Origin of the sequence: Actinomadura graeca, assembly GCF_019175365.1 — a bacterium.
Lineage (GTDB): Bacteria > Actinomycetota > Actinomycetes > Streptosporangiales > Streptosporangiaceae > Spirillospora > Spirillospora graeca.
Window position 1 is genome coordinate 5245971 of sequence record NZ_CP059572.1, and the last position, 19564, is coordinate 5265534.

Here is a 19564-nt window from a genome sequence, read left to right on the forward strand (position 1 = left end):
TTGTGGGTTGAGCCGCTTGTTGGGAGTCGAGCAAGGGTGGTGCGGTCTTGCTCTGCGACGGGCCGTGGACCGCCTTCGGCTGGGCGTTCGTCTCGCGGGCCGACTTTGTCTGTGCGCCTATCTGCTGCGTTTCCAGAAGGGGCGGCGCGGCTCCTTGGTGAGGGTGCTGAGGACCTGGAGCGCCTGACTCCAAACTCCCTGGACGCGCGCCTGGTCGGAGGTGGTGTCGAGAAGCCGAAGTTCGTCACGGAGGGCGGTCAGGGGCGTGGTGTCGAGTCGCCGGGCTTCCATTCGCTCGACCAGGGAGTCGAGGAGCGGGAGAAGCTCCGTCAGCAGGTGGGCGATCCGCTGGTCGTGATCGTCGGGGACGCTGCGGAGCCGCTTCAGTTCCGCGGACAGCTCGTCCATGAAGGGGGCGCGGGCTCGCTTGAGGGACTCCGGCGTATCTCCACCGCGTGCTCCGGTACCTGTTGCCTTTCGTGGCTTCCCTTCTGGCTCCGCCGGTGCCGGTGCTGGTGTCGGGGGAGTTGGGTATGTCTGCGGGGGCGTCCTGTGGACGCTTGCGGTTGTGCGGGCCGAGCCGCGGCGGGGATGGCTGCCCGGCATGGACGGGGCGGCGGGAGGCGGACCGCTGGGAACCGGCGCGGCACCGTATCCCATGGCGGGTGGCGGGACGACGGCATCCATCGGGGCCATGAAGGCGGCGTGGGCGACCCGGGGCGCGTGCGGGGCGGCCCACCCGTCGGGTAGCTCCACCGGTTGGACGGCCTGGTGAAGGGTGCCGCTCTCGGTGGCCACGCGGCTGTCGACGGCCACGAAGGCGGTGAAGCGGCAGAGGACACCGAACGTCAGGGACGTGTCCACGATCCGGCGTTCGAGGTCGTCGGGACCGCCGACCGCGTAGTGGTCCTCCAGTTCGCGAAGGTGGGCGCGAGCCCAGATGGAGACGGCGGCGGGGTCGTCGCCGATCGTGCCGTTGGCATGTTGCTCCCAGGCCGTGCCATCGGCTGCGGTGCCACGGACGGAAACCGCGCCGGACGGCGCGCCCCGGAAACGACCCGCGATGACCAGGGGTACGCCCGGGAAGAGCGTTCCCGGCCGTCTCGGGGTGACCGAGTCCGGAATGATCTCCAGGCCAGTGGGGTGGAGAGTGAGGTCGGTGGCGAGCGGTGAACCGATGTGGCGGTGGATGAGCTCCATCGCCTCGTCAAGTCGGTCTTCGGACTCGACGAGGCGGGATATGCCCTGGCCCATGGCGGCGAGGCGGTTCAGGAAGCCCGCATTGACGGCCCTGTCGATGCCGACCGTGTGGACACGGACGCCCTGCAGGCGGGGCTCCAAGCGCGCGAGGATCTGGTCTTCGTTGCCGATCTGCCCGTCGGTGATGAGGACGAGGACCCGGTCGCGGGTGGAGTCGGCGAGCAGGGCACAGCCTTCGTCGAGCGGGGCGAGCATCTCTGTGCCGCCACGCGCGTTCAGCGTCGCCAGGTGTTCGACGGCGTGGAAACGGTTGCGGTCGGTGCCGTCCGCCAACCCGGAGGCCAGGTCGCGAGGGCGTTCGATGACGGTGTCGAACGACAGGACGGCGAACCTGTCCTCGTTGCGCAGGGTATCGACGATCCGGGCGGCGGCCCGGCGCGCGGCGACCATCTTCCAGCCCTGCATGCTGCCGGACCGGTCGAGGATGAGCACCACGTCGCGCGGTGCCGGGCGGGACTCCCCGGAGGGCAGGACGGTCAGGGTGAACGTCCCCTCGTCGCCGGACCCGTCCGCGACCAGGGACAGGGATGCGCTCTCGTGTCCCGCATAGCCGAGGCGCAGGATGAAGTCGCGGTTGAGGCGCTCGCCCGGCTGGACCCGCAGAGTCGTACGGTCGCCGTCGTCTTCTTCCTTCACCACGTGCAGTGCGGAGCGGATCTCGGTGAGAGGCAGACCGGCCGGGTCGATGACAGTGGTGATCGACAACCGCACGGGGTTGGGGAATCCGGGCAGCAGTACCGGCGGGCTGATCCGCGAGGCGTCGGGCACGGCGTCGGTGTCGTCCGCTGCGCCTGCGCCCGCGCGCTCGCCTTCCAGGGGCGTTCCGGGGATGTACCGGGGGGCCACGACCAGCGGGAACCGGAACGTGGCGGTGGAACCCGACTCGTCCGTCTCGCAGGGCAGGGGCTGGCTCAGCGCGATCCGGATCGTGACGCGCTCGTCCGGCAGGATGTTCCCCACGCGCATGGCGAAGACGTCCGGGCGGTCTTCCTCGGCGATCGCCGCCCGCTTGCCCGCGGCTATCGCGGTGTCGTAGTCCTCCCGAGCCTGTCCTCGTTCTTCCAGGGTTCCCTCGATGACGCGGTCCGCCGCTTCCATGCGCAGGGCGGTGACGGCGGCGCGGTCGGGGAGCGGGAAGATGTAGGTCGCTTCAAGGGGAACGTCGAATGGGTTCCGGAATCCCTGGACGACCTCGACTCCGGCCACCAGCCCCGTGATCGAGGCGTGAACGTCAACGGAGTCGAGCGGCAGGTTGCCTTTGTCGGTGGTCAGCGTGCCGAGGCCGCGGTCGGGGGCCGGAGGCGTCGCGGTCTCGGGCAACGGCAGGATGCGCACGGTCACTGTGGCCTCCGGGGAGGATCGACGGGCAAGGGCACGGGCCCTTCGGCGGATGGGACGAGACCTCGCCGTCGCAGCTCATCGAGCAGCGGCCGTGCGGCGGTCTCGATCGCGGCGAGGTCGTCACCGCTCAGCGAGGGGACGTCCAGGAGCAGCGTCAGGCCCGGCGCCAGCCGGACACCTTGGACGACTCCTGGTCGGGTGGAGCCGTAGTCGACGGACACGGCGGCCCGCCCGTACGACACATCCGGGCGGGCGCGCCAGAACCGGGCTTGTTGAGTGGTCTGCGGACTCGGGTCTCCCGGGGCGCTTGCGGTAGTCGCCGCCTCAGTCGCGCCCGGAGCGCGAGGGTGAGTGGAGCCCGGTTCCGCGGTGCTGCTCCCCGGGCTCTGAGTCCGGCTGATCAGAGCATCGGGACGTGTTTCGTTGTCTGCGGGGTGCGGTGGCTCGGCCGATGTGCTTCCGGTGATGGGTCGGCTACCGAAGACCGGGTGTTGCGAGTCGTCATTGCTCGTCGGCGTCTGGCCGGAGCTTCCTCGGTCTTCTGTTCGTGTCGTTTCCGCGAGAGGTGGGTCTGATGGGTCGCTTTTGATGGACGGTCCGTGGGCGCCCTCATCGGCGCCCTTCTTGGTGATCGGCGGGGAGGGCGGTCGCGCGGAGCGCCCGCTTGTGTTGTCACTCCCGGGAAGTGATGCGGGCGCTCTGCGGGCGGACACCTGGGATCCGTGTCGCCCGGAGGGCGGAACCGCCTCCTGTGCCTCGGGGGCGGAGGGGGTGGCCGACGGTCGCGGCGGTGCCGATGTGCCGCCGCCGGAGGGGAGTGCCGCGATCTCTTCGAGCATCGCGTCGGTGGCGGCGGCCAGTTCCAACTGGATCTCGGCGATCGTGCGGCCGAGGGCCTGGCGGCGCTTCACCGCGACGAGCTGGAGGAGATGGCGCGGGCCGTAGAGCGCGGCGCGGCCGCGGCGCCCCAGCGGCGGGTCGACGAGGCCGATCGTGGTGTACCAGCGGATAAGCCGCTCGTTGGGCATGTCACGCACCCGGCCGCTGAGCTGCGCGGACTCGGTCGTGGCGAGCGCCGCGACCGCATGTTCCGCCAGCTCGCCGATCGTCCAGATGCCGTCCATGAAGGGATGGTGACACTGTCACGATGACAGTGTCAACTTCAGATCGCCCGGGATCGCACCGAAAATCCAGCAAAGATGCCGAAGGTCTTGAATGAACCCTTGGCCTGGCGGACGCTTGTGCCTCCGGATGCGGCTTCGGGGCGGGCGGAAGGGCGTTCACGTGCGAGGCAGCGGTGTCGGTGCGTCCCGCGCCGGAGCATCGGCGCTGTTCCGCTACCGCGAGCTGGCCGCCGAGCACCGTTGGGAACGGCGCGCCTTGCGCGGAGTGCTGGCGTGTAGCGCCGGTGTGGTCGCCGCCGGGGTGAGCGCCTGGTGGGCGGGGCCCGTCGTCGCTGTTCTCGTCTTCGTCGGGCATGCGGTGTTCACGAGGGTTCGGCCGGGGCCCATGGCGAACTGGCGACGGGGCGCGCGGGCCGAGCGTCGTACCGGGAGGCGGCTGGCCAGGCTGGATCCGGCCGGCTATCACGTCCTGCATGACCGGGCGTTGCCGGGGAGCCCGGCGAACCTCGATCACCTTGTGGTCGCTCTGACAGGTGTGTACGCGGTCGCCAGCAGGCGATTCCGGTGGGGAGCGGGGCTGCGTGTGGAGGACTCCCGCCTGTGGGCGGGAAGGCGATCCGCCGACGACGTCGTACGTACCGCCGTGCAGGCGGCCGATACCGTCGCCAAGATTCTCTCCGGGGAGATGGGCGACCGAGTCCGGGTCCAGCCTGTGGTCGTTGTGCATGGGGCGCGGCTAAGACGGGACGGCCTGCGGCAGGGCGGGGTGTTCTTCTGTCCCGCCCGAGCGGTGCCGCGTGCCCTTGAGGGGCGGCCCGTGATCCTCACCAGCGCGCAGGTCGCCGCGATCGCCGCCGCCGGCGAGCGGCTGCTGCGTCCGATGATGGAGACGCTGTTCGTGGAATGAGATCAATGCGGCGGAGCGGGAGCAGAACCCCCTCATGTGGCGAAAGCCGTAATTCGGTAATTTATCCAGCAATCGCCAAGAATGGTATCTGCTTTCTCTAGCGGATCTCTTGTAATCGCCGCTCAATACCCTCGGAGCCTTTACCTTCTCTAGCATGGACGACCATCTTCTGGTCGAAGCGCTACGCGCGCGTGATCCGGATGCTCCGACCGCGGTGTACGACGCGTATGCCGACCGGCTCTACGCCTACTGCTGGTTCCAGTTGCATGACCGTGACGCGGCCCAGGTCGCGCTGCGCGACACATTCGTGGTCGCCGAGGCGCACATCGACCGGCTCCGTGACCCGGACCGGTTCGGGCCGTGGTTGTACGCCATCACCCGGCTGGAGTGCGCGCGGCGCCTGCCCACGCGCGGGCGTCCGCCCGACGTCCCGGTCGCCAGTCATGATCAAGAGGATGTCGACCAGCGCATCATGGCGTGGAAGGCCGTTCTCGCGCTTCGTCCGCTGACGCGGGAGTTCCTGGAATTGCGGGTCCGGCATCAGCTGTCGGTCCCCGACCTGGCGGCGGTCTTCGACATGCCGGTCAGGGACGCGCAGGCCGCGCTCGACCGTGCGCACGGAGAGCTGGAAGGGGCGCTGACGGCGGAGATCCTCGCGCACCAAGGACCCTACGGCTGTGCCGAACGGGCGTTGCTCCTGCGCGAGCGGCAAGGGGAGCCGTCTGCGGAACTCAGCGGCCGGCTTCTCGGGCATGCGCAGGACTGCGGGACCTGCGGAGCATTCCGTCCGCGCACGGTGTCGGCGGCCAAGGTCTACGGGTTGCTGCCGAGCGCTGATCTTCCGGCAGAGTTGCGGCTCCGCGTCATGAGCTGCTTTCTGGATCCGGAATTGATCGGTTATCGGCTTTTTGTCGGTGCACGGGTCACGGAATTCACGTCTTCAGGGTTCCCGGCCCGGGCCAAGCGGGACGCGTCCGCACCTGAGTCGTTCCGCTCCGGGCGAGGCCCATTGCGGTTCGTCCGCTCCCGGAGGGCGCATGGGGTGTCCGCTAGGAGCGAGGCATCAACTCAGGCTGTCCGCCTGCTCACGGCACTCGCGGTCGTGGCGCTCCTCGTCGGCGGGGTCTTCGCCTCTGTGCACGGGCTCCTCCGGCTGGTGGGCTGGGACACCGGCCCGGTGGGCACCACCCCGGGACGTCGTCCCACCGCCGTGCCCGGCGTCTCGCAGGTGCCCGCCGAGGACGATCCTCCTCGTGTTCGGCCGGCCGAGGACGGGACCATGGACGCCGTCCCAGTGTCGGCCACCTTCCCCCTCGGCTCACGTGCCTCGTCCGCGCCACCTATCGCCCTGCCCTCACCACCGCCGGAGCCCACCGTGCCGGACCGCGGGGCGAAGGGCGGCAGAGCGCCCGCCTCGGAGCGGGCTTTTGAAGTCACGCCACTCTTCCTCGACCTGGCCGGACATTCGGACGGGTCGGTGGAACTGCGTGCAGAAGGCGGTCCCATCACCTGGCACGCCACCTCCTGGGGCCGCGTAAGAGCGGGCCAGTCGTCTGGGTACCTCCAGCCTGGACGGAGGACGACCGTCACCGTGCACGTCGTCCGAGACGCGCGGACGGGTGGGGAGGGGGGCATCACCTTCCAGCCGGGTGGGATTCGTGTGCGCATCACTTGGCGGCCAGGTGCACCCGGTCCGGGCCCGGAGCCCTCGCCTACTCCGACTCCCGCAGATCCGGGGGTACCTCCTATGCCGTCGAAGTCCGAAGGGCCCGGTGGTCCGTCTTCCTCCGGGCCGAGACCGCCGACGTCAGAGGAAACGCCACAGAACGGGCCCTCGTCCGCCTCCGGCCCGCCGCCGGAAGTCGAACCCAAACCGCCGTCTGCGGGCACTATCTCGTCCTCGGGCAACCTGCCCTACGACACACCGGCTTCCTCGGGGCAGAGCCCAGCGCCTGTTCCGTCCGGAGTTTGAGCAACCCGCTTCCAGCAGTGGTGGATGCCGATGCGAGGAAGTTCCGATCGTTGCCCGACTCAACTACTCTTCGTAGGTGATCATTTGCGCTAAGTAAAACCCGTCCGGGGGAGGACGTGTGCATGGCACCGAGCACAGCGGTTCTCTGCCGTAAGCGGGTTTCCTCCATCACCTGCGGCGCGACCTTGCGCTTCCTCGCGTTCTCCACAGGCATGGCGCTCGGCATGAGCATGCTGCTGCCGACCATGACCGCACGCGCCGCGGTCAAGCCCTCGCCCAACGCGGAGGACGTGGAGAGGAGCGAGCGCGAGGCCGAGGCCCGTGCGGCCGAGGTGGGGCGCACGACCGCCCTGCTCGTTCAGGCGGACGGCGAACTCGACGAACTCGCGGTCGCCGCTGAGGGCGCCATCGAACGCTTCAACGGTGAACGGGTCAAGTTGGAACGTGCCCAACAGGCATACCGGGACGGCCAGGTGCGGCTTGCCCAAGCCGGCCGCCGAGTGGAGGAGAGCCAGGCCGAACTGGCGACGTTCGCAGCCCAGGCCTATCAGCACAACACCGGCTACGCCCGCGTGCCGTCCGCCCTCGTCGGCGATGGCGGTCCCCAGGGCTTCATGGACCGGGCGGGGATGGTCGAGGTGCTCGCCAAGCAACGCGCCGGGTTCGTCCGCCGGGTGGAGGCCGCACAGGACGTCGCGGAGATCTTCCGTAAGCAGATGAAGGCCGCGTTCGATGAACAGAGCGCCGCGACCAGGCGGGCACAGGATGCCCAACGCCTCGCGCAGGAGGCTGTAGCCCAACAGCAGACCTCGGTACAGCGCATCAGAGTGGAGAAGCGGGCGCTAGAGCGACGGCTTGACAGAGCCGAAGCGCGAACCGCTGAGCTAAAGCGCGCGCGGGCACGGGCACGGGAAGAGGCCGAAGCTCGTACCGATCCAGAAGACCCCGGAAGCGCGGCGGTTGTGTCGGCCACATCCACAGAACGCGGTGCGCTCGTTGCACGCGCGGCGCTGAGGTGGCTTGGTACCCCGTACTCCTGGGGCGGAGGAACCACCGATGGGCCGAGCCTCGGCTCCGGACAGGGCGCGGGAACCGTCGGCTTCGATTGCTCGGGCCTGGCGATGTACGCGTGGAACCAGGTCGGTGTTCGCCTGGACCATTGGACCGGCACGCAGTGGACGTCCGGCCCCCACGTGCCACTGGACGAGCTCAACCCAGGAGACCTGGTCTTCTTTGCCAGGGACACGTCCAACCCCGACACGATCCACCATGTGGGCATCTACATCGGCAAGGACCGCATGGTGGAAGCCCCGTACACGGGCGCGCGTGTACGCATCTCCAGTATCGAGCGGAGCGACCTCATAGGCGCCACGCGTCCGTCCGGCTGAGCGGCATCGTCCAGGTCGCTCTGCCGGACCGGCGCACGAGCGGACCGACGGACGCACGTTTGCAGAACGACGCACACGGCACGCAACGCAAGGACCCTTCCGCACGGCGTCCGTACGGAAGGGTCCTACAGAGGCGTTCTTGTCGCATGGGCGCGCCGGGAGCGGATCGGCGCCGTCCGCGACTCAGCACCTGGGCGTGGCCCAGCCGGCACCCGGGCCGGACAATGCTCAGTGGCCGCCCTGGTTCACCGCGCGCTTGCGGGACTTCTCGATCTCGGCCTCGGCCTCGACGCGGCCCACCCAGCTGGCGCCCTCCACGGACTTCCCGGGCTCCAGGTCCTTGTAGACCTCGAAGAAGTGCTGGATCTCCAGCCGGTCGAACTCGGGGACGTGGTGGATGTCGCGCAGGTGCTCCATGCGCGGGTCGGTCGCGGGGACGCAGAGGACCTTGTCGTCACCACCGGCCTCGTCCGTCATCCGGAACATGCCCACCGCGCGGCAGCGGATGAGGCAGCCGGGGAACGTCGGCTCCTGCAGCAGGACCAGCGCGTCCAGAGGATCCCCGTCCTCGCCCAGCGTGTCCTCGATGAACCCGTAGTCGGCGGGATACTGCGTCGAGGTGAACAGCATGCGGTCGAGCCGGATGCGCCCGGACACGTGGTCCACCTCGTACTTGTTCCGCTGACCCTTCGGGATCTCAATGGTGACGTCGAAATCCAAGATGTCCTCCGCTCCCTGCGCGGCCGCAGTGAATAGTCTTTCGGGAGCCTGTGAGGGCGAGGCCGGCCCCACAGGGTGGGTGTTCCCATATATAAGGATGTCGCACGTTGGTGAGTGCTGAGTGGGAGAGGGGCGGTCACGTGCCGGGACGGGCCGGGGCCCTGGCGGTGCTGTCACTGTCCCTCCTTAATGTTTTCATCGTTGCAGCTGGGCTTGCAGTGGCAAAACTCACACCCGAGCGGCATCTGTCGCCACAGCCCCCTTCCGTGGCCGCGCGTGACCTCGTCCAAGCGCCAGGCGGGATCCCCGCGGCCGACCTTGCGGCGGTCCGTCCCCCGAACGCGCCCGCCGTCGCGGGACGGCTGACGCCTCTGATCGGGGGACCGGGCGGGACGATCAACGCGGTGGTCATCGACGCCGTAAGCCGTCGCCCGATTTTCGAGCAGCGGGCGGACCGGCCCGCGACCCCCGCTTCGACGACCAAGCTGGCGACGTCCGTGGCCGTGCTGGCGTCGGTGGGCCCGCAGCATCGGATCACCACCCGGGTGGTGCGGAGTCGCGGTGGCGGGGTCGTCCTGGTCGGCGGCGGGGACCCCACCCTGACGGCCTTGCCCGAGCGTCCAGGCGCAGGCCACCCGCCTTACGCGTCGCTTACGGAACTGGCGCAACAGACCGCTTCGGCCCTCAAGGCCACCGGCAGAACCACAGGTGCTGGGCGCGTGCAGGTGGATTACGACGCGTCCGCGTATCAGGGGCCTCGTGCGGCGGCCAGTTGGAAGCCCAACTACCTGCCCGACGGTGAGCTGGCTCCCGTCAGCGCGTTGACCGTGGACGAGGGAAGGGTCTCCCCTGCGGACCCGACGCGGAACTCCCGGGTCGGCGATCCGCCCGCTGCAGCCGCGGCGGCGTTCGCGCGTCTCCTCACCGCCAACGGGGTGCCCGCCAGGGCGGGGCGGCAGGCCGTCGCCCAGAAGGGCGCGGCGCAGCTCGGCGCCGTGCAGTCGGCTCCTGTGTCGGCCCTTGTCGAGCATCTGCTGACCGAGAGCGACAACGACGTCGCGGAGGCGATGGCGAGACAGGTCGCCATCAAACTGGGTCGTCAGCCGTCGTTCGCGGGCGGTGCGCAGGCGGTGCGCCAGGTTCTCGCCCGGCTCGGAGTCGCGGACGGCGTCCTGGTCAACGACGGCAGCGGGCTCTCGCCGCAGAACCGGATCTCGCCCATCGCGCTCGCCCGCATCGTCTCGCTCGCCGCGGCGCCGGAGCGTCCGGAACTGCGCGCGGTGATCACGGGGCTGCCGGTCGCCGGGTTCTCCGGGACGCTGAGCCCGCCGCGCTACACGGTTCCGATGAGCCAGGCGGGCGCGGGCGTGGTCCGCGCCAAGACCGGGACGCTCTCGGGTATCAGCACGCTCGCGGGCGTCGCCTACGACGCCGACGGACGCCTCCTGGCGTTCGCCTTCATGGCGGGGGACGGGAAGGGGACCGTGGACCCGGGCAAGCTGGATCGGCTGGCGGCGGCCATCGCGGCATGCGGATGCGGCTGACGTACCGCGCGTAGCTCACGCACCGCGTAGTTGACGTGCCACGTAGGTGACCTACTCGCGCGGGTGAGGCGTGCGATGGGCCGTGTACGGCGGCCAGTACCCGCGCTGGTGGTGTGTGGGGGGAGCCGTATGGGAGATAACCAGAACGGTTGTTCGTTGAACGATCGTGCAGGGGCGCTCCGGCGCCGTCTCCGAAACGTACGGTGGAGTACATGAGCGCCTCAATGATCGACTGGAACGTAGCGGTCCAGGCCGGTACCCGGCTCGTCAGGCCGGGCCCTCAGGTCAGCCATGCCGAGGCCCATGAGGTCGTGGCGGAGCTGCGCGAGCTCTCGAAACTCGCCCATGGACACGTCAGGGACTTCACCGGCATGGCCTCCGAGCTCGATCCGGCCCCGGCGACGGTCGTGGACAGGCCCGGGTGGATCCGGGCGAACGTGGACGGCTTCCGGGTTGTGCTCGAGCCGCTCATGGAGCAGATGACCGAGCGCAGCGGCGCAGGGCCGCTCGGCGGCGCGGGGAACGTGGTCGTGCAGGCCGTTGGTTCCCGCGTCACCGGCATGCAGGTCGGCGCGATCCTCGCGTACATGGCCAGCCGGGTCCTCGGCCAGTACGAGCTGTTCCTACCGCCGGACCCCACCGGGCGCGCGCCTACAGGAAGGCTCACCCTGGTGGCGCCGAACATCGTGCATGTGGAGCAGGAACTCGGTGTGGAGACCCGTGACTTCCGTCTGTGGGTCTGCCTGCATGAGGAGACGCACCGCGCCCAGTTCACGGGTGTTCCCTGGCTGCGCGAGTACGTGCAGGACCAGATGACCCAGTTCCTGCTGGCGTCCGACCTTGATCCCGGTGTGATGCTGGACCGCATCCGGGACGCGGCCGAGGCCGTCGCGGACGCCGTCCGCGGAGGCGACGCCAACCTCATCGACGCGATCCAGAGCCCCGAGCAGCGGAAGATCCTCGACCGTCTCACCGCGGTGATGACCCTGGTCGAGGGCCACGGCGACTACGTCATGGACGCGGTCGGGCCGGAGGTCGTCCCGTCGGTGCAGCAGATCCGCTCGCGCTTCCAGGGACGGCGCGACGGCGGGTCCAGGCTGGACAAGACCATCCGGAGGCTGCTCGGCATCGACCTGAAGATGAAGCAGTACGCGGAGGGCTCGCGGTTCGTGCGCCGGGTCGTCGCGGAGGCCGGCATGAGCGGGTTCAACAAGGTCTGGGAGTCGCCTGAGACACTGCCGACCCACGACGAGATCAAGGAGCCGGCCCTGTGGATCAGCCGGGTCGTCGGGCCTCACGCCATCGACACCGCGCCGCCGGAGGCGAGTGAAGCCTGAGCGTCCGTCCCATGTCCGCCCATGCGGGGTCCGCCCCTGTCTTCCTCCGCCTTCTCGCGTCCTCCCCAGCGTGGTGGTAAGGGTTTCGCATGGGGCCTGATCCGGCAGTGGCGGCGGTACGCCTCGCTGTGCGTTCGGCGCTCGGTCCCCTGCCGCCCGGCTCGCTCGTGCTCGCGGCATGCAGCGGCGGGGCCGACTCTCTGGCCCTCGCAGGGGCACTGGCGTTCGAGGCGCCCCGCTCGGGGCGTCCGGCGGGCGCGGTCACGATCGACCACGGCCTTCAGGACGGCTCGGACGTGCGTGCCGACACCGTCGTCCGGACCCTCGCCGGTCTCGGCCTGGACCCGGTCGGGTCGATCGCGGTCTCGGTCGGTACGCACGGTGGTGTGGAGAACGCGGCCCGCAACGCCCGCTACGACGCCCTGGACGGTGCGGCCGGCCGCTTGAAAGCCTCAGCCGTCCTCTTGGGCCACACGAGGGACGACCAAGCCGAGACCGTCCTCCTGGGGTTGGCGCGCGGTTCTGGCGCGCGCTCCCTGTCCGGCATGCCGTCGTCGTTCACACGGCCAGCAGGGGACGATGGGGCGAGCGTGAGCTATCTGCGACCCCTCTTGGACATCGACCGGGTGACCATGCGCAGGGCTTGCCTGGCAATGGGGCTGGAGCCGTGGGACGACCCGCACAACGACGACCCGTCCTACGCGCGCGTGCGCGTTCGGCACGAGGCCCTTCCTGCTCTTGAGAAGGCCCTGGGCCCTGGGATCGCCGAAGCGCTCGCCAGGACGGCCCGCATGCTGCGCGACGATGCGGACGTCCTCGACGACCTCGCCGAACGGGCCTACGCCGAACTCGCGGACCTCGAAGGAACCGGCGCTGACACGGGAACCGACACCGGCAGCGATACCGGCAGCGACGTGTTTGTCGGAATCCGGCTTGACGGTCTCGGTGACCTGCCCAGAGCCGTCCGTACCCGGGTGTTGCGGATGGCGGCGGTCAGGGCCGGAAGCCCACCGGGTACGCTCGCGGCCGTCCATGTCGATGCGGTGGATCGGCTGGTCACGGCCTGGCATGGCCAGCGGCACGTGGATCTGCCCGGGGGGCTCCGGGCGTTCCGGCGGTATGGAAGGCTGCTGTTCGGCCCGGCTTGATGTCGCGCGGTGTGCGAAGCGTCACATGGCGCGCCCGCCGCGCCACGGCGGCGCCCGGTTCCGCCGGGCGGGCGAGTGTCACAGCGATGAGGGTGGGGTTGTGGACGAGAAGGACCTGGGCACCGACCTGGCGAAGGTACTGATCCCCGAAGTCCGGTTGCAGGACAAGGTGCGGGAGCTGGCCGGGCAGATCGACGCCGACTACGCGGGCAGGGACCTGCTGCTCGTCGGGGTCCTCAAGGGCGCCGTCATGATCATGGCGGATCTCGCGCGCGCGTTGCACACGCCCGCGTCGATGGACTGGATGGCGGTGTCGTCGTACGGCTCCGGGACGAAGTCGTCCGGTGTCGTGCGTATCCTCAAGGACCTGGACACCGACATCCTCGACCGCCACGTGCTGATCGTGGAGGACATCGTGGACTCGGGTCTCACCCTGTCGTGGCTGGTCAGCAACCTGCGTTCGCGTGGTCCCGCCTCGCTGGAGATCTGTGCCCTGCTGCGCAAGCCGGAGGCGGTCAAGACCGAGATCGATGTGAAGTACATCGGGTTCGACATCCCGAACGAGTTCGTCATCGGGTACGGGCTCGACTATGCGGAGAGGTACAGGAACCTGCCTTTCGTCGGCACGCTGGCACCACACGTGTACGGCGGGCCCGGAGCCTGATCTGGACACGGGTGGCATGCGGTCCGCCTCTGGCCGGACCAGAAACCCGATCCGGGCCGACCGGGAATCCGCATCCTGTACGGGCGGGAACCCTCCGGACGTGTGGGCGGAAGCCCTTCGGGCAGGAGTTCGCCGGAGGGTGCGGTTCGCTCGTCACGGCCTGGTGGCGGCGCTGGCCGGGGCCGCTGGGGAACAAGGGACCGTGACGGATCGTTGCAAAGGTCGTTGACGGGTATATGGACAGGATCAGGAGATCGGCGCTGGCTGCGTCTCCTGTCCACTGCGGTGTACCGTCGGTGTCCCGGGCCATCGGGTCAGGGAGCCACCTGAGGGAGAGCGCCTCAGTGGGTCCGGTACCCAGGGCGACGGGCCTTTTGTTGGTCGCAGTGGCGTCCGCCCCCCGGGACGGGCGAGGATCGCACACAGACGTTGGTCAGGAGGGACGGGCCCCGAAGGGGTAACCGGATAAATGGACGTGAAGCGCTATTTTCGCGGGCCGCTGCTGTGGATCCTGCTAGCCGGCCTCTTGGTCGCCCTCATCATGTGGGGCGTCAACCCCGGCCATTCGTACGAGAAGACCGACACGTCCAAGGTGGTCCAGGAGATCGCCGAGGGCAAGGTGAAGTCCGCCAAGATCATTGACAAGGATCAGCGGATCGAGGTCACGCTCAACGACAAGACGCACCAGCAGGCCTCCTGGGTCGACGGCCAGGGCGTCCAGCTGCAGCAGCAGCTGCAGCGGCAGGCGGACGCCGGCAAGCTGCCCGGCGGCTACAACGTCGAGGTGCCCAAGCAGAGCTTCTTCCTGAACCTGCTGTTCAGCCTGCTCCCCATCGTCGTCATCGTGCTGATCTTCCTGTTCATCATGAACCAGATGCAGGGCGGCGGCTCGCGGGTGATGAACTTCGGCAAGTCCAAGGCCAAGCTCATCACCAAGGACACCCCGAAGACCACCTTCGCCGACGTGGCCGGGGCCGACGAGGCACTGGAGGAGCTGGAAGAGATCAAGGACTTCCTGCAGAACCCGGCGAAGTTCCAGTCGATCGGCGCGAAGATCCCCAAGGGCGTGCTCCTGTACGGCCCGCCCGGTACCGGCAAGACGCTCCTCGCGCGCGCGGTCGCGGGTGAGGCCGGGGTGCCGTTCTACTCGATCTCCGGTTCCGACTTCGTCGAGATGTTCGTCGGCGTCGGCGCCTCGCGTGTGCGCGACCTGTTCGAGCAGGCCAAGGCCAATGCCCCTTCGATCATCTTCATCGACGAGATCGACGCGGTCGGGCGGCACCGCGGGGCGGGGCTCGGCGGCGGCCACGACGAGCGCGAGCAGACCCTCAACCAGCTGCTGGTCGAGATGGACGGCTTCGACGTCAAGGGCGGCGTGATCCTGATCGCGGCGACCAACCGTCCCGACATCCTCGACCCGGCGCTGCTGCGCCCGGGCCGTTTCGACCGGCAGGTCACCGTCGACCGTCCCGACCTGGAGGGCCGCAAGGGCATCCTGCGCGTGCACGGGCGCGGCAAGCCGTTCGCGCCCGACGTCGACCTGGACGTGATCGCCCGCCGTACCCCCGGCTTCACGGGCGCGGACCTGGCGAACGTCATCAACGAGGCCGCGCTGCTCACGGCGCGCTTCGACCGCAAGCTGATCGACATGGACACCCTTGAGGAGTCCATCGACCGCGTGATGGCCGGGCCCGAGCGCAAGACCCGCGTGATGTCGGAGAAGGAAAAGAAGATCATCGCCTACCACGAGGGTGGTCACGCCTTGGTGGCACACGCGCTCCCCAACGCGGACCCCGTGCACAAGGTGACGATCCTCCCGCGCGGGCGCGCACTGGGCTACACCATGACGCTGCCCATGGAGGACAAGTTCCTCACCACGCGCTCGGAGATGACCGACCAGCTCGCGATGCTGCTGGGCGGGCGTACCGCCGAGGAGCTCGTCTTCCACGAGCCCACCACCGGCGCCGCGAACGACATCGAGAAGGCCACCTCGATCGCGCGCAACATGGTGACCGAGTACGGCATGAGCGAGCGCCTTGGCGCCCGCAAGTTCGGCACCGGCGCCGGTGAGGTCTTCCTCGGCCGCGACGTGGGCCACGAGCGCGACTACTCCGAGGACATCGCCTCGGCGATCGACGACGAGGTCCGCCGCTACATCGAGGGCGCGCACGACACGGCGTGGGAAATCCTCGTCGAGTACCGGGACGTCCTGGACGACCTGGTGGTCAACCTGATGGACAAGGAGACCCTGTCCAAGGACCAGGTTCTGGAGATCTTCGCGCCGATCACCAAGCGGCCGCACCAGAACTCCTACACCGGTTACGGCAAGCGCCTGCCGTCCGACCGTCCGCCGGTGCTCACGCCCAAGGAGCTCGCTCTGCTCGGCCCGCAGGACGTGACCGACCTGACCAAGGGCAACGGACAGGGCGGCGTGACCGGCGGGGTCCCCTCTGAGGCCGTCGACCCGGCCCCGGGCGAGAGCTGATCACCTTGGCCATCCCGTACGACGAGGCGCCGATCCGGGAGGACCCGCCTGGCTTCGACCACGCGCGGATCGAGAAGGCGGTGCGCGAGATCCTGTTCGCGATCGGGGAGGACCCCGATCGCGACGGGCTCCGCGACACCCCGGCGAGGGTGGCGCGGGCGTACGCCGAGCAGTTCGCCGGTCTCCGCCAGCGGCCCGAGGACGCGCTCACCACGGTCTTCGACGCCGACCATGAAGAGATGGTCCTGGTGAAGGACATCGAGGTGTACAGCGTGTGCGAGCACCATCTGGTGCCGTTCCACGGTGTCGCCCACGTGGGGTACACGCCAAACAAGAAGGGGCAGATCACCGGCCTGTCGAAGCTGGCCAGGCTGGTGGACGTCTACGCACGACGCCCGCAGGTGCAGGAGCGGCTGACCAGCCAGGTGGCGGACGCGCTGATGAGCGTCCTGGAGCCGCGCGGAGCGATCGTCGTCGTCGAGGCCGAGCATCTGTGCATGACGATGCGCGGGGTCCGCAAGCCGGGCGCCAAGACGGTGACGTCGGCGGTCCGCGGCGACTTCCGTGATCACCCCGAGACCCGCGCCGAGGCGATGAGCCTCATCCTCGGCCGCTCCTGATCGCCGGAGCTTCCCCGGCTTCCTGTAACGCCTGAACGGGCCTCAGCGGCAAGCTGAGGCCCGTTCAGGTGTTCCTGCGTCGCCCGGCGGCGCAGCGGCGGCCGTCCGGCGCCGGTTCCGACCCGGCGGCGAGGGGGCTGCGGGCGGCTCCCGGGCGGCCTCTGGGCGGCTTCCGGGCCTCAGGCCACTGGGCTCCCGGCGATTCGGGCGGGCCCCGGAGGGGTGAGATCAAGGCATAGGCTTGGTCATATGACCAGTGCCGTTGTTCCGGGGCTGCCCGAGCCAGGGCGCTGCCTCGTCATGGGCGTGGTCAACGTCACCCCCGATTCCTTCTCCGACGGTGGCACCTGGTTCGACCCGGAGAAGGCCATCCGGCACGGGCTCGACCTCGTCGCAGAGGGCGCCGACATCGTGGACGTGGGTGGGGAATCCACCCGGCCGGGTGCACAGAGGGTGTCGCTGGAGGAGGAACTGCGCCGCGTCGTGCCCGTCATCGAGGCGCTCACCGCCGAGAACGTCCCCGTCAGTGTCGACACCATGCGCGCCGAGGCGGCCGAGGCGGCGCTGGCGGCCGGGGCCCGGCTGGTGAACGACGTGAGCGGCGGCTTGGCGGACCCTGAGATGCCGCGGGTCGTGGCGGCCGCGGGCGTCCCGTACGTCGTGATGCACTGGCGCGGGCACAGCCACGACATGCAGACCCGCGCCGTCTACGCCGACGTGGTCCGCGAGGTGCGCGACGAGCTTCTACACCGCGTGGACGCCGTGATGGGCGAGGGCGTCGACCCGTCCCTGATCGTGCTGGACCCCGGGTTGGGCTTCGCGAAGAGCCCCAAGGCAGGCCACAACTGGGCGCTGCTGGCGCATCTGGACGCCTTCACCGCCACCGGCTATCCCATCCTCGTGGGCGCGTCCCGCAAGAGCTTCCTGACGACCCTCCTGGCGGAACCCGACGGGACCCGCCGTCCATTCGCGGAATGCGACGACGCGACCGTGGCGACCACGGCCCTCGCGGCGTTCGGCGGGGCGTGGTGTGTGCGCGTGCACCAGGTCAGGCCCAACGTCGACGCCGTCCGGGTGGCCGCGGCCATGCGCGCCGCCCGTCCGGAGCGGCCCGCGCCGGACGCATACGCAGCCGAACCCGTCGCGGCGGACGGTCGCGCCGACTCCTGGAGCGACGACCGATGAGCCGTGCCGTGAACCGTGCCGACCTGGACGAGGTACACGCAGAGTTCTACGCCGCCTTCGAAGCCGGTGACTTCGACCGGATGTCGGCGGTGTGGGCGGACGGCCGGTACGCGGCGGGGGTGTCCTGCGTGCATCCGGGCTGGACGATGCTGAGAGGCCGTGACGAGGTGCTCCGCTCCTGGGCGCTCATCATGGCCAACACGCCCTATATCCAGTTCGTCCTGACCGATGTCGAGACCGATGTTTACGGCGATCACGCGGTGGTGACGTGCAAGGAGAACGTTCTCACCGCCGACGAGGACACCGAGGCAGGGTTCCTCGCAGGGGGCAGTGTGGTGGCCACCAACGTGTTCGTCCGGTCGGACGGAGAATGGCGCCTCCTGCTCCACCATGGTTCACCTGTGCTCAACGTCGCCGAGGCAGAGGAAGAATGACTCTCGACCGCATCGAACTGCGCGGCCTGCGGGCCAGGGGCCGGCACGGCTGCCTGCCCGCCGAACGCGAGCTCGGACAGGAGTTCGTGGTGGACGTCTCGCTCGGCTTGGACGTCCGCCCGGCCGCGGCGGACGACGACCTCTCCCGTACCGTCGACTACGGCTCGCTGGCCGGTCGGCTGGTCGCGGTCGTCGAGGGGGAGCCCGTCAACTTGATCGAAACGCTGGCCGAAAGGCTCGCGAAGATATGTCTGGAAGACGCGACGGTGGCGGAGGCCGAGGTCACCGTCCACAAGCCGAGCGCCCCGGTGCCGCACCCCTTCACGGACGTGGCCGTGAAGATCAGGAGGAGTCGCCCATGACAGCGTCCGACCGCATGCCCGACCGCACCGCGACCGGCGGGCACATGCTGGTCCAGCATCGCGTGGTGTTCTCACTGGGCAGCAACCTCGGCGACCGCCTGGACAACCTCCAGGAGGCCGTCGACGCGCTGTTCGACGCGCCCGGGCTCGAGTTCGTGGCGTTCTCGCCGGTCTACGAGACCGCCCCCTACGCTCCTCCCGGCGAGACCCTCCCGGAACAGGGCGACTACCTCAACATCGTCCTGGTGGCCGATACACGGCTGCCACCGGAGAACCTGCTCGAACGCGTCCTCAACATCGAGAACTCCATGCGCCGCGTACGCGAGGTCCGGTGGGGACCGCGCACCCTCGACATCGACATCGTGGTCTTCGGGGACATCACGTCCGACGACCCCGATCTGACGCTTCCGCACCCCCGCGCGCACGAGCGGGCGTTCGTCCTCGTTCCGTGGGCGGACATCGAGCCGGACGTGCTCCTGGCCGGGCATGGCCGTGTCGGTGACCTGGCCGAGGCCAAGCGGGCCGAAGGGGGACCGTCGGCCGTGCGCCGCCGGACCGACCTGACGCTGCAGCAGCCTGCATGAGACCGTCCCGGCCGCTGTTCCTCATCGCGCTGGTGGTCGTCCTCGCAGTGATCACCTGGGCGGTGCTGCGGACGGCCTACGTCTCCCTGCCGCCGCTCCCGTGGACCGCGGTGCCGACCCTGCTGCTCCTGGCCCTCGGTGAAGCCTTCACCGGTGTGAACGTGTTGCGCCGCATCAGGCGCAAGCCGAACACCAAGCCGGTGGAACCCCTCGTCGTCGCGCGCATGGCGGCGCTGGCCAAGGCGAGCGCGCATGCGGCAGCCGTCCTCGCGGGCATCTTCGCGGGGTTCGCCATCAGCCTCGCCGACTCCCTGGACAAGCCGACCCCCCGTCACGACTTCTTCGTCAGCGGCGGCACGTTCCTGGCCGCCGCCGTCCTCGTCGGCGCGGCGTTCTTCCTCGAGTACAGCTGCCGTGTGCCCAAGGGGCCCGACGAGGAGGAGCACACCCGGGGCGCCTCCCGCGCCTGACGGGGACGCGCCCGCGGAG

The 19564-nt window shown here is 69.6% G+C and carries 17 protein-coding genes; 14 read left to right on the forward strand and 3 right to left on the reverse strand.

All coding sequences use genetic code 11. The annotated features are described in order from the left end of the window. Nucleotides 1-117 precede the first annotated feature (117 nt). Complete coding sequence (locus AGRA3207_RS23280) at nucleotides 118-2601, reverse strand: VIT domain-containing protein (RefSeq protein WP_231329170.1); 2484 nt, start codon at nucleotides 2599-2601, stop codon at nucleotides 118-120. After that, nucleotides 2598-3725 carry a MerR family transcriptional regulator gene (locus tag AGRA3207_RS23285; protein WP_231329171.1) on the reverse strand — a complete coding sequence of 376 codons (1128 nt, stop codon included), beginning with the start codon at nucleotides 3723-3725 and terminating at the stop codon, nucleotides 2598-2600. The genes AGRA3207_RS23280 and AGRA3207_RS23285 overlap by 4 nt, the downstream gene beginning before the upstream one ends. 160 nt (nucleotides 3726-3885) lie before the next feature. On the opposite strand from AGRA3207_RS23285, the gene AGRA3207_RS23290 reads away from it, so the two are divergent. The 3 genes from AGRA3207_RS23290 (at nucleotide 3886) to AGRA3207_RS23300 (ending at nucleotide 7992) form a co-directional block, all read left to right on the forward strand. Beyond that, entirely contained in the window at nucleotides 3886-4632 is a 747-nt protein-coding gene (locus tag AGRA3207_RS23290; protein WP_231329172.1) for a nuclease-related domain-containing protein, read from the forward strand. Between the two features lie 154 nt (nucleotides 4633-4786). Continuing rightward, the gene (locus AGRA3207_RS23295; RefSeq protein WP_231329173.1) at nucleotides 4787-6604 is read left to right on the forward strand and encodes a sigma-70 family RNA polymerase sigma factor; all 1818 of its coding nucleotides are present in this window, start codon (nucleotides 4787-4789) and stop codon (nucleotides 6602-6604) included. 122 nt (nucleotides 6605-6726) lie between these two features. After that, nucleotides 6727-7992 carry a C40 family peptidase gene (locus AGRA3207_RS23300; protein WP_231329174.1) on the forward strand — a complete coding sequence of 422 codons (1266 nt, stop codon included), beginning with the start codon at nucleotides 6727-6729 and terminating at the stop codon, nucleotides 7990-7992. Between the two features lie 228 nt (nucleotides 7993-8220). Here the strand turns inward: AGRA3207_RS23300 and AGRA3207_RS23305 are convergent, their stop codons facing one another. Then, a complete protein-coding gene (locus AGRA3207_RS23305; RefSeq protein ID WP_231329175.1) occupies nucleotides 8221-8712 on the reverse strand; it encodes an inorganic diphosphatase in 492 nt (163 codons plus the stop codon). A gap of 404 nt (nucleotides 8713-9116) precedes the next feature. Here AGRA3207_RS23305 and dacB point away from each other — a divergent pair, with 404 nt between their 5' ends. From dacB to AGRA3207_RS23360, 11 genes are all read left to right on the forward strand, one after another. Next, a complete protein-coding gene (gene dacB / locus AGRA3207_RS23310) occupies nucleotides 9117-10256 on the forward strand; it encodes a D-alanyl-D-alanine carboxypeptidase/D-alanyl-D-alanine endopeptidase (RefSeq protein WP_231329176.1) in 1140 nt (379 codons plus the stop codon). Between the two features lie 224 nt (nucleotides 10257-10480). After that, nucleotides 10481-11593 carry a zinc-dependent metalloprotease gene (locus AGRA3207_RS23315; RefSeq protein WP_231336350.1) on the forward strand — a complete coding sequence of 371 codons (1113 nt, stop codon included), beginning with the start codon at nucleotides 10481-10483 and terminating at the stop codon, nucleotides 11591-11593. An 89-nt stretch (nucleotides 11594-11682) separates the two neighbouring features. Next, nucleotides 11683-12741 (forward strand): tRNA lysidine(34) synthetase TilS, encoded by a 1059-nt coding sequence (gene tilS / locus AGRA3207_RS23320; RefSeq protein WP_231329177.1) that lies wholly within the window; start codon nucleotides 11683-11685, stop codon nucleotides 12739-12741. A 100-nt stretch (nucleotides 12742-12841) separates the two neighbouring features. Continuing rightward, entirely contained in the window at nucleotides 12842-13405 is a 564-nt protein-coding gene (gene hpt, locus AGRA3207_RS23325; RefSeq protein WP_231329178.1) for a hypoxanthine phosphoribosyltransferase, read from the forward strand. Between the two features lie 469 nt (nucleotides 13406-13874). Then, on the forward strand, nucleotides 13875-15890 hold the full coding sequence (ftsH, locus tag AGRA3207_RS23330) for an ATP-dependent zinc metalloprotease FtsH (RefSeq protein ID WP_231329179.1): 2016 nt from the start codon (nucleotides 13875-13877) through the stop codon (nucleotides 15888-15890). 5 nt (nucleotides 15891-15895) lie between these two features. Continuing rightward, a complete protein-coding gene (folE, locus tag AGRA3207_RS23335) occupies nucleotides 15896-16510 on the forward strand; it encodes a GTP cyclohydrolase I FolE (protein ID WP_231329180.1) in 615 nt (204 codons plus the stop codon). Nucleotides 16511-16759: 249 nt separating this feature from the next. Beyond that, nucleotides 16760-17695: a dihydropteroate synthase gene (gene folP, locus AGRA3207_RS23340; RefSeq protein WP_231329181.1), complete on the forward strand. Its 936-nt coding sequence runs from the start codon at nucleotides 16760-16762 to the stop codon at nucleotides 17693-17695. Beyond that, nucleotides 17692-18129: a nuclear transport factor 2 family protein gene (locus tag AGRA3207_RS23345; RefSeq protein WP_231329182.1), complete on the forward strand. Its 438-nt coding sequence runs from the start codon at nucleotides 17692-17694 to the stop codon at nucleotides 18127-18129. Before folP ends, AGRA3207_RS23345 begins: the two co-directional genes overlap by 4 nt. Further along, the gene (gene folB / locus AGRA3207_RS23350; protein ID WP_231329183.1) at nucleotides 18126-18491 is read left to right on the forward strand and encodes a dihydroneopterin aldolase; all 366 of its coding nucleotides are present in this window, start codon (nucleotides 18126-18128) and stop codon (nucleotides 18489-18491) included. The genes AGRA3207_RS23345 and folB overlap by 4 nt, the downstream gene beginning before the upstream one ends. Beyond that, the gene (gene folK, locus AGRA3207_RS23355) at nucleotides 18488-19075 is read left to right on the forward strand and encodes a 2-amino-4-hydroxy-6-hydroxymethyldihydropteridine diphosphokinase (RefSeq protein WP_231329184.1); all 588 of its coding nucleotides are present in this window, start codon (nucleotides 18488-18490) and stop codon (nucleotides 19073-19075) included. Before folB ends, folK begins: the two co-directional genes overlap by 4 nt. Further along, nucleotides 19072-19545 (forward strand): DUF3180 domain-containing protein, encoded by a 474-nt coding sequence (locus AGRA3207_RS23360; RefSeq protein WP_231329185.1) that lies wholly within the window; start codon nucleotides 19072-19074, stop codon nucleotides 19543-19545. Before folK ends, AGRA3207_RS23360 begins: the two co-directional genes overlap by 4 nt. Nucleotides 19546-19564 lie beyond the last annotated feature (19 nt).

Excerpts from the sequence above, each read along its gene's own strand:
- folB (WP_231329183.1), top strand. The coding sequence starts at position 18,126 with ATGACTCTCGACCGCATCGAACTGCGCGGCCTGCGGGCCAGGGGCCGG.
- AGRA3207_RS23345 (WP_231329182.1), top strand. The coding sequence starts at position 17,692 with ATGAGCCGTGCCGTGAACCGTGCCGACCTGGACGAGGTACACGCAGAG.
- AGRA3207_RS23300 (WP_231329174.1), top strand. The coding sequence starts at position 6,727 with ATGGCACCGAGCACAGCGGTTCTCTGCCGTAAGCGGGTTTCCTCCATC.
- AGRA3207_RS23360 (WP_231329185.1), top strand. The coding sequence starts at position 19,072 with ATGAGACCGTCCCGGCCGCTGTTCCTCATCGCGCTGGTGGTCGTCCTC.
- tilS (WP_231329177.1), top strand. The coding sequence starts at position 11,683 with ATGGGGCCTGATCCGGCAGTGGCGGCGGTACGCCTCGCTGTGCGTTCG.
- folK (WP_231329184.1), top strand. The coding sequence starts at position 18,488 with ATGACAGCGTCCGACCGCATGCCCGACCGCACCGCGACCGGCGGGCAC.
- AGRA3207_RS23285 (WP_231329171.1), bottom strand. The coding sequence starts at position 3,725 with ATGGACGGCATCTGGACGATCGGCGAGCTGGCGGAACATGCGGTCGCG.
- AGRA3207_RS23295 (WP_231329173.1), top strand. The coding sequence starts at position 4,787 with ATGGACGACCATCTTCTGGTCGAAGCGCTACGCGCGCGTGATCCGGAT.
- ftsH (WP_231329179.1), top strand. The coding sequence starts at position 13,875 with ATGGACGTGAAGCGCTATTTTCGCGGGCCGCTGCTGTGGATCCTGCTA.
- AGRA3207_RS23315 (WP_231336350.1), top strand. The coding sequence starts at position 10,481 with ATGATCGACTGGAACGTAGCGGTCCAGGCCGGTACCCGGCTCGTCAGG.
- folP (WP_231329181.1), top strand. The coding sequence starts at position 16,760 with ATGACCAGTGCCGTTGTTCCGGGGCTGCCCGAGCCAGGGCGCTGCCTC.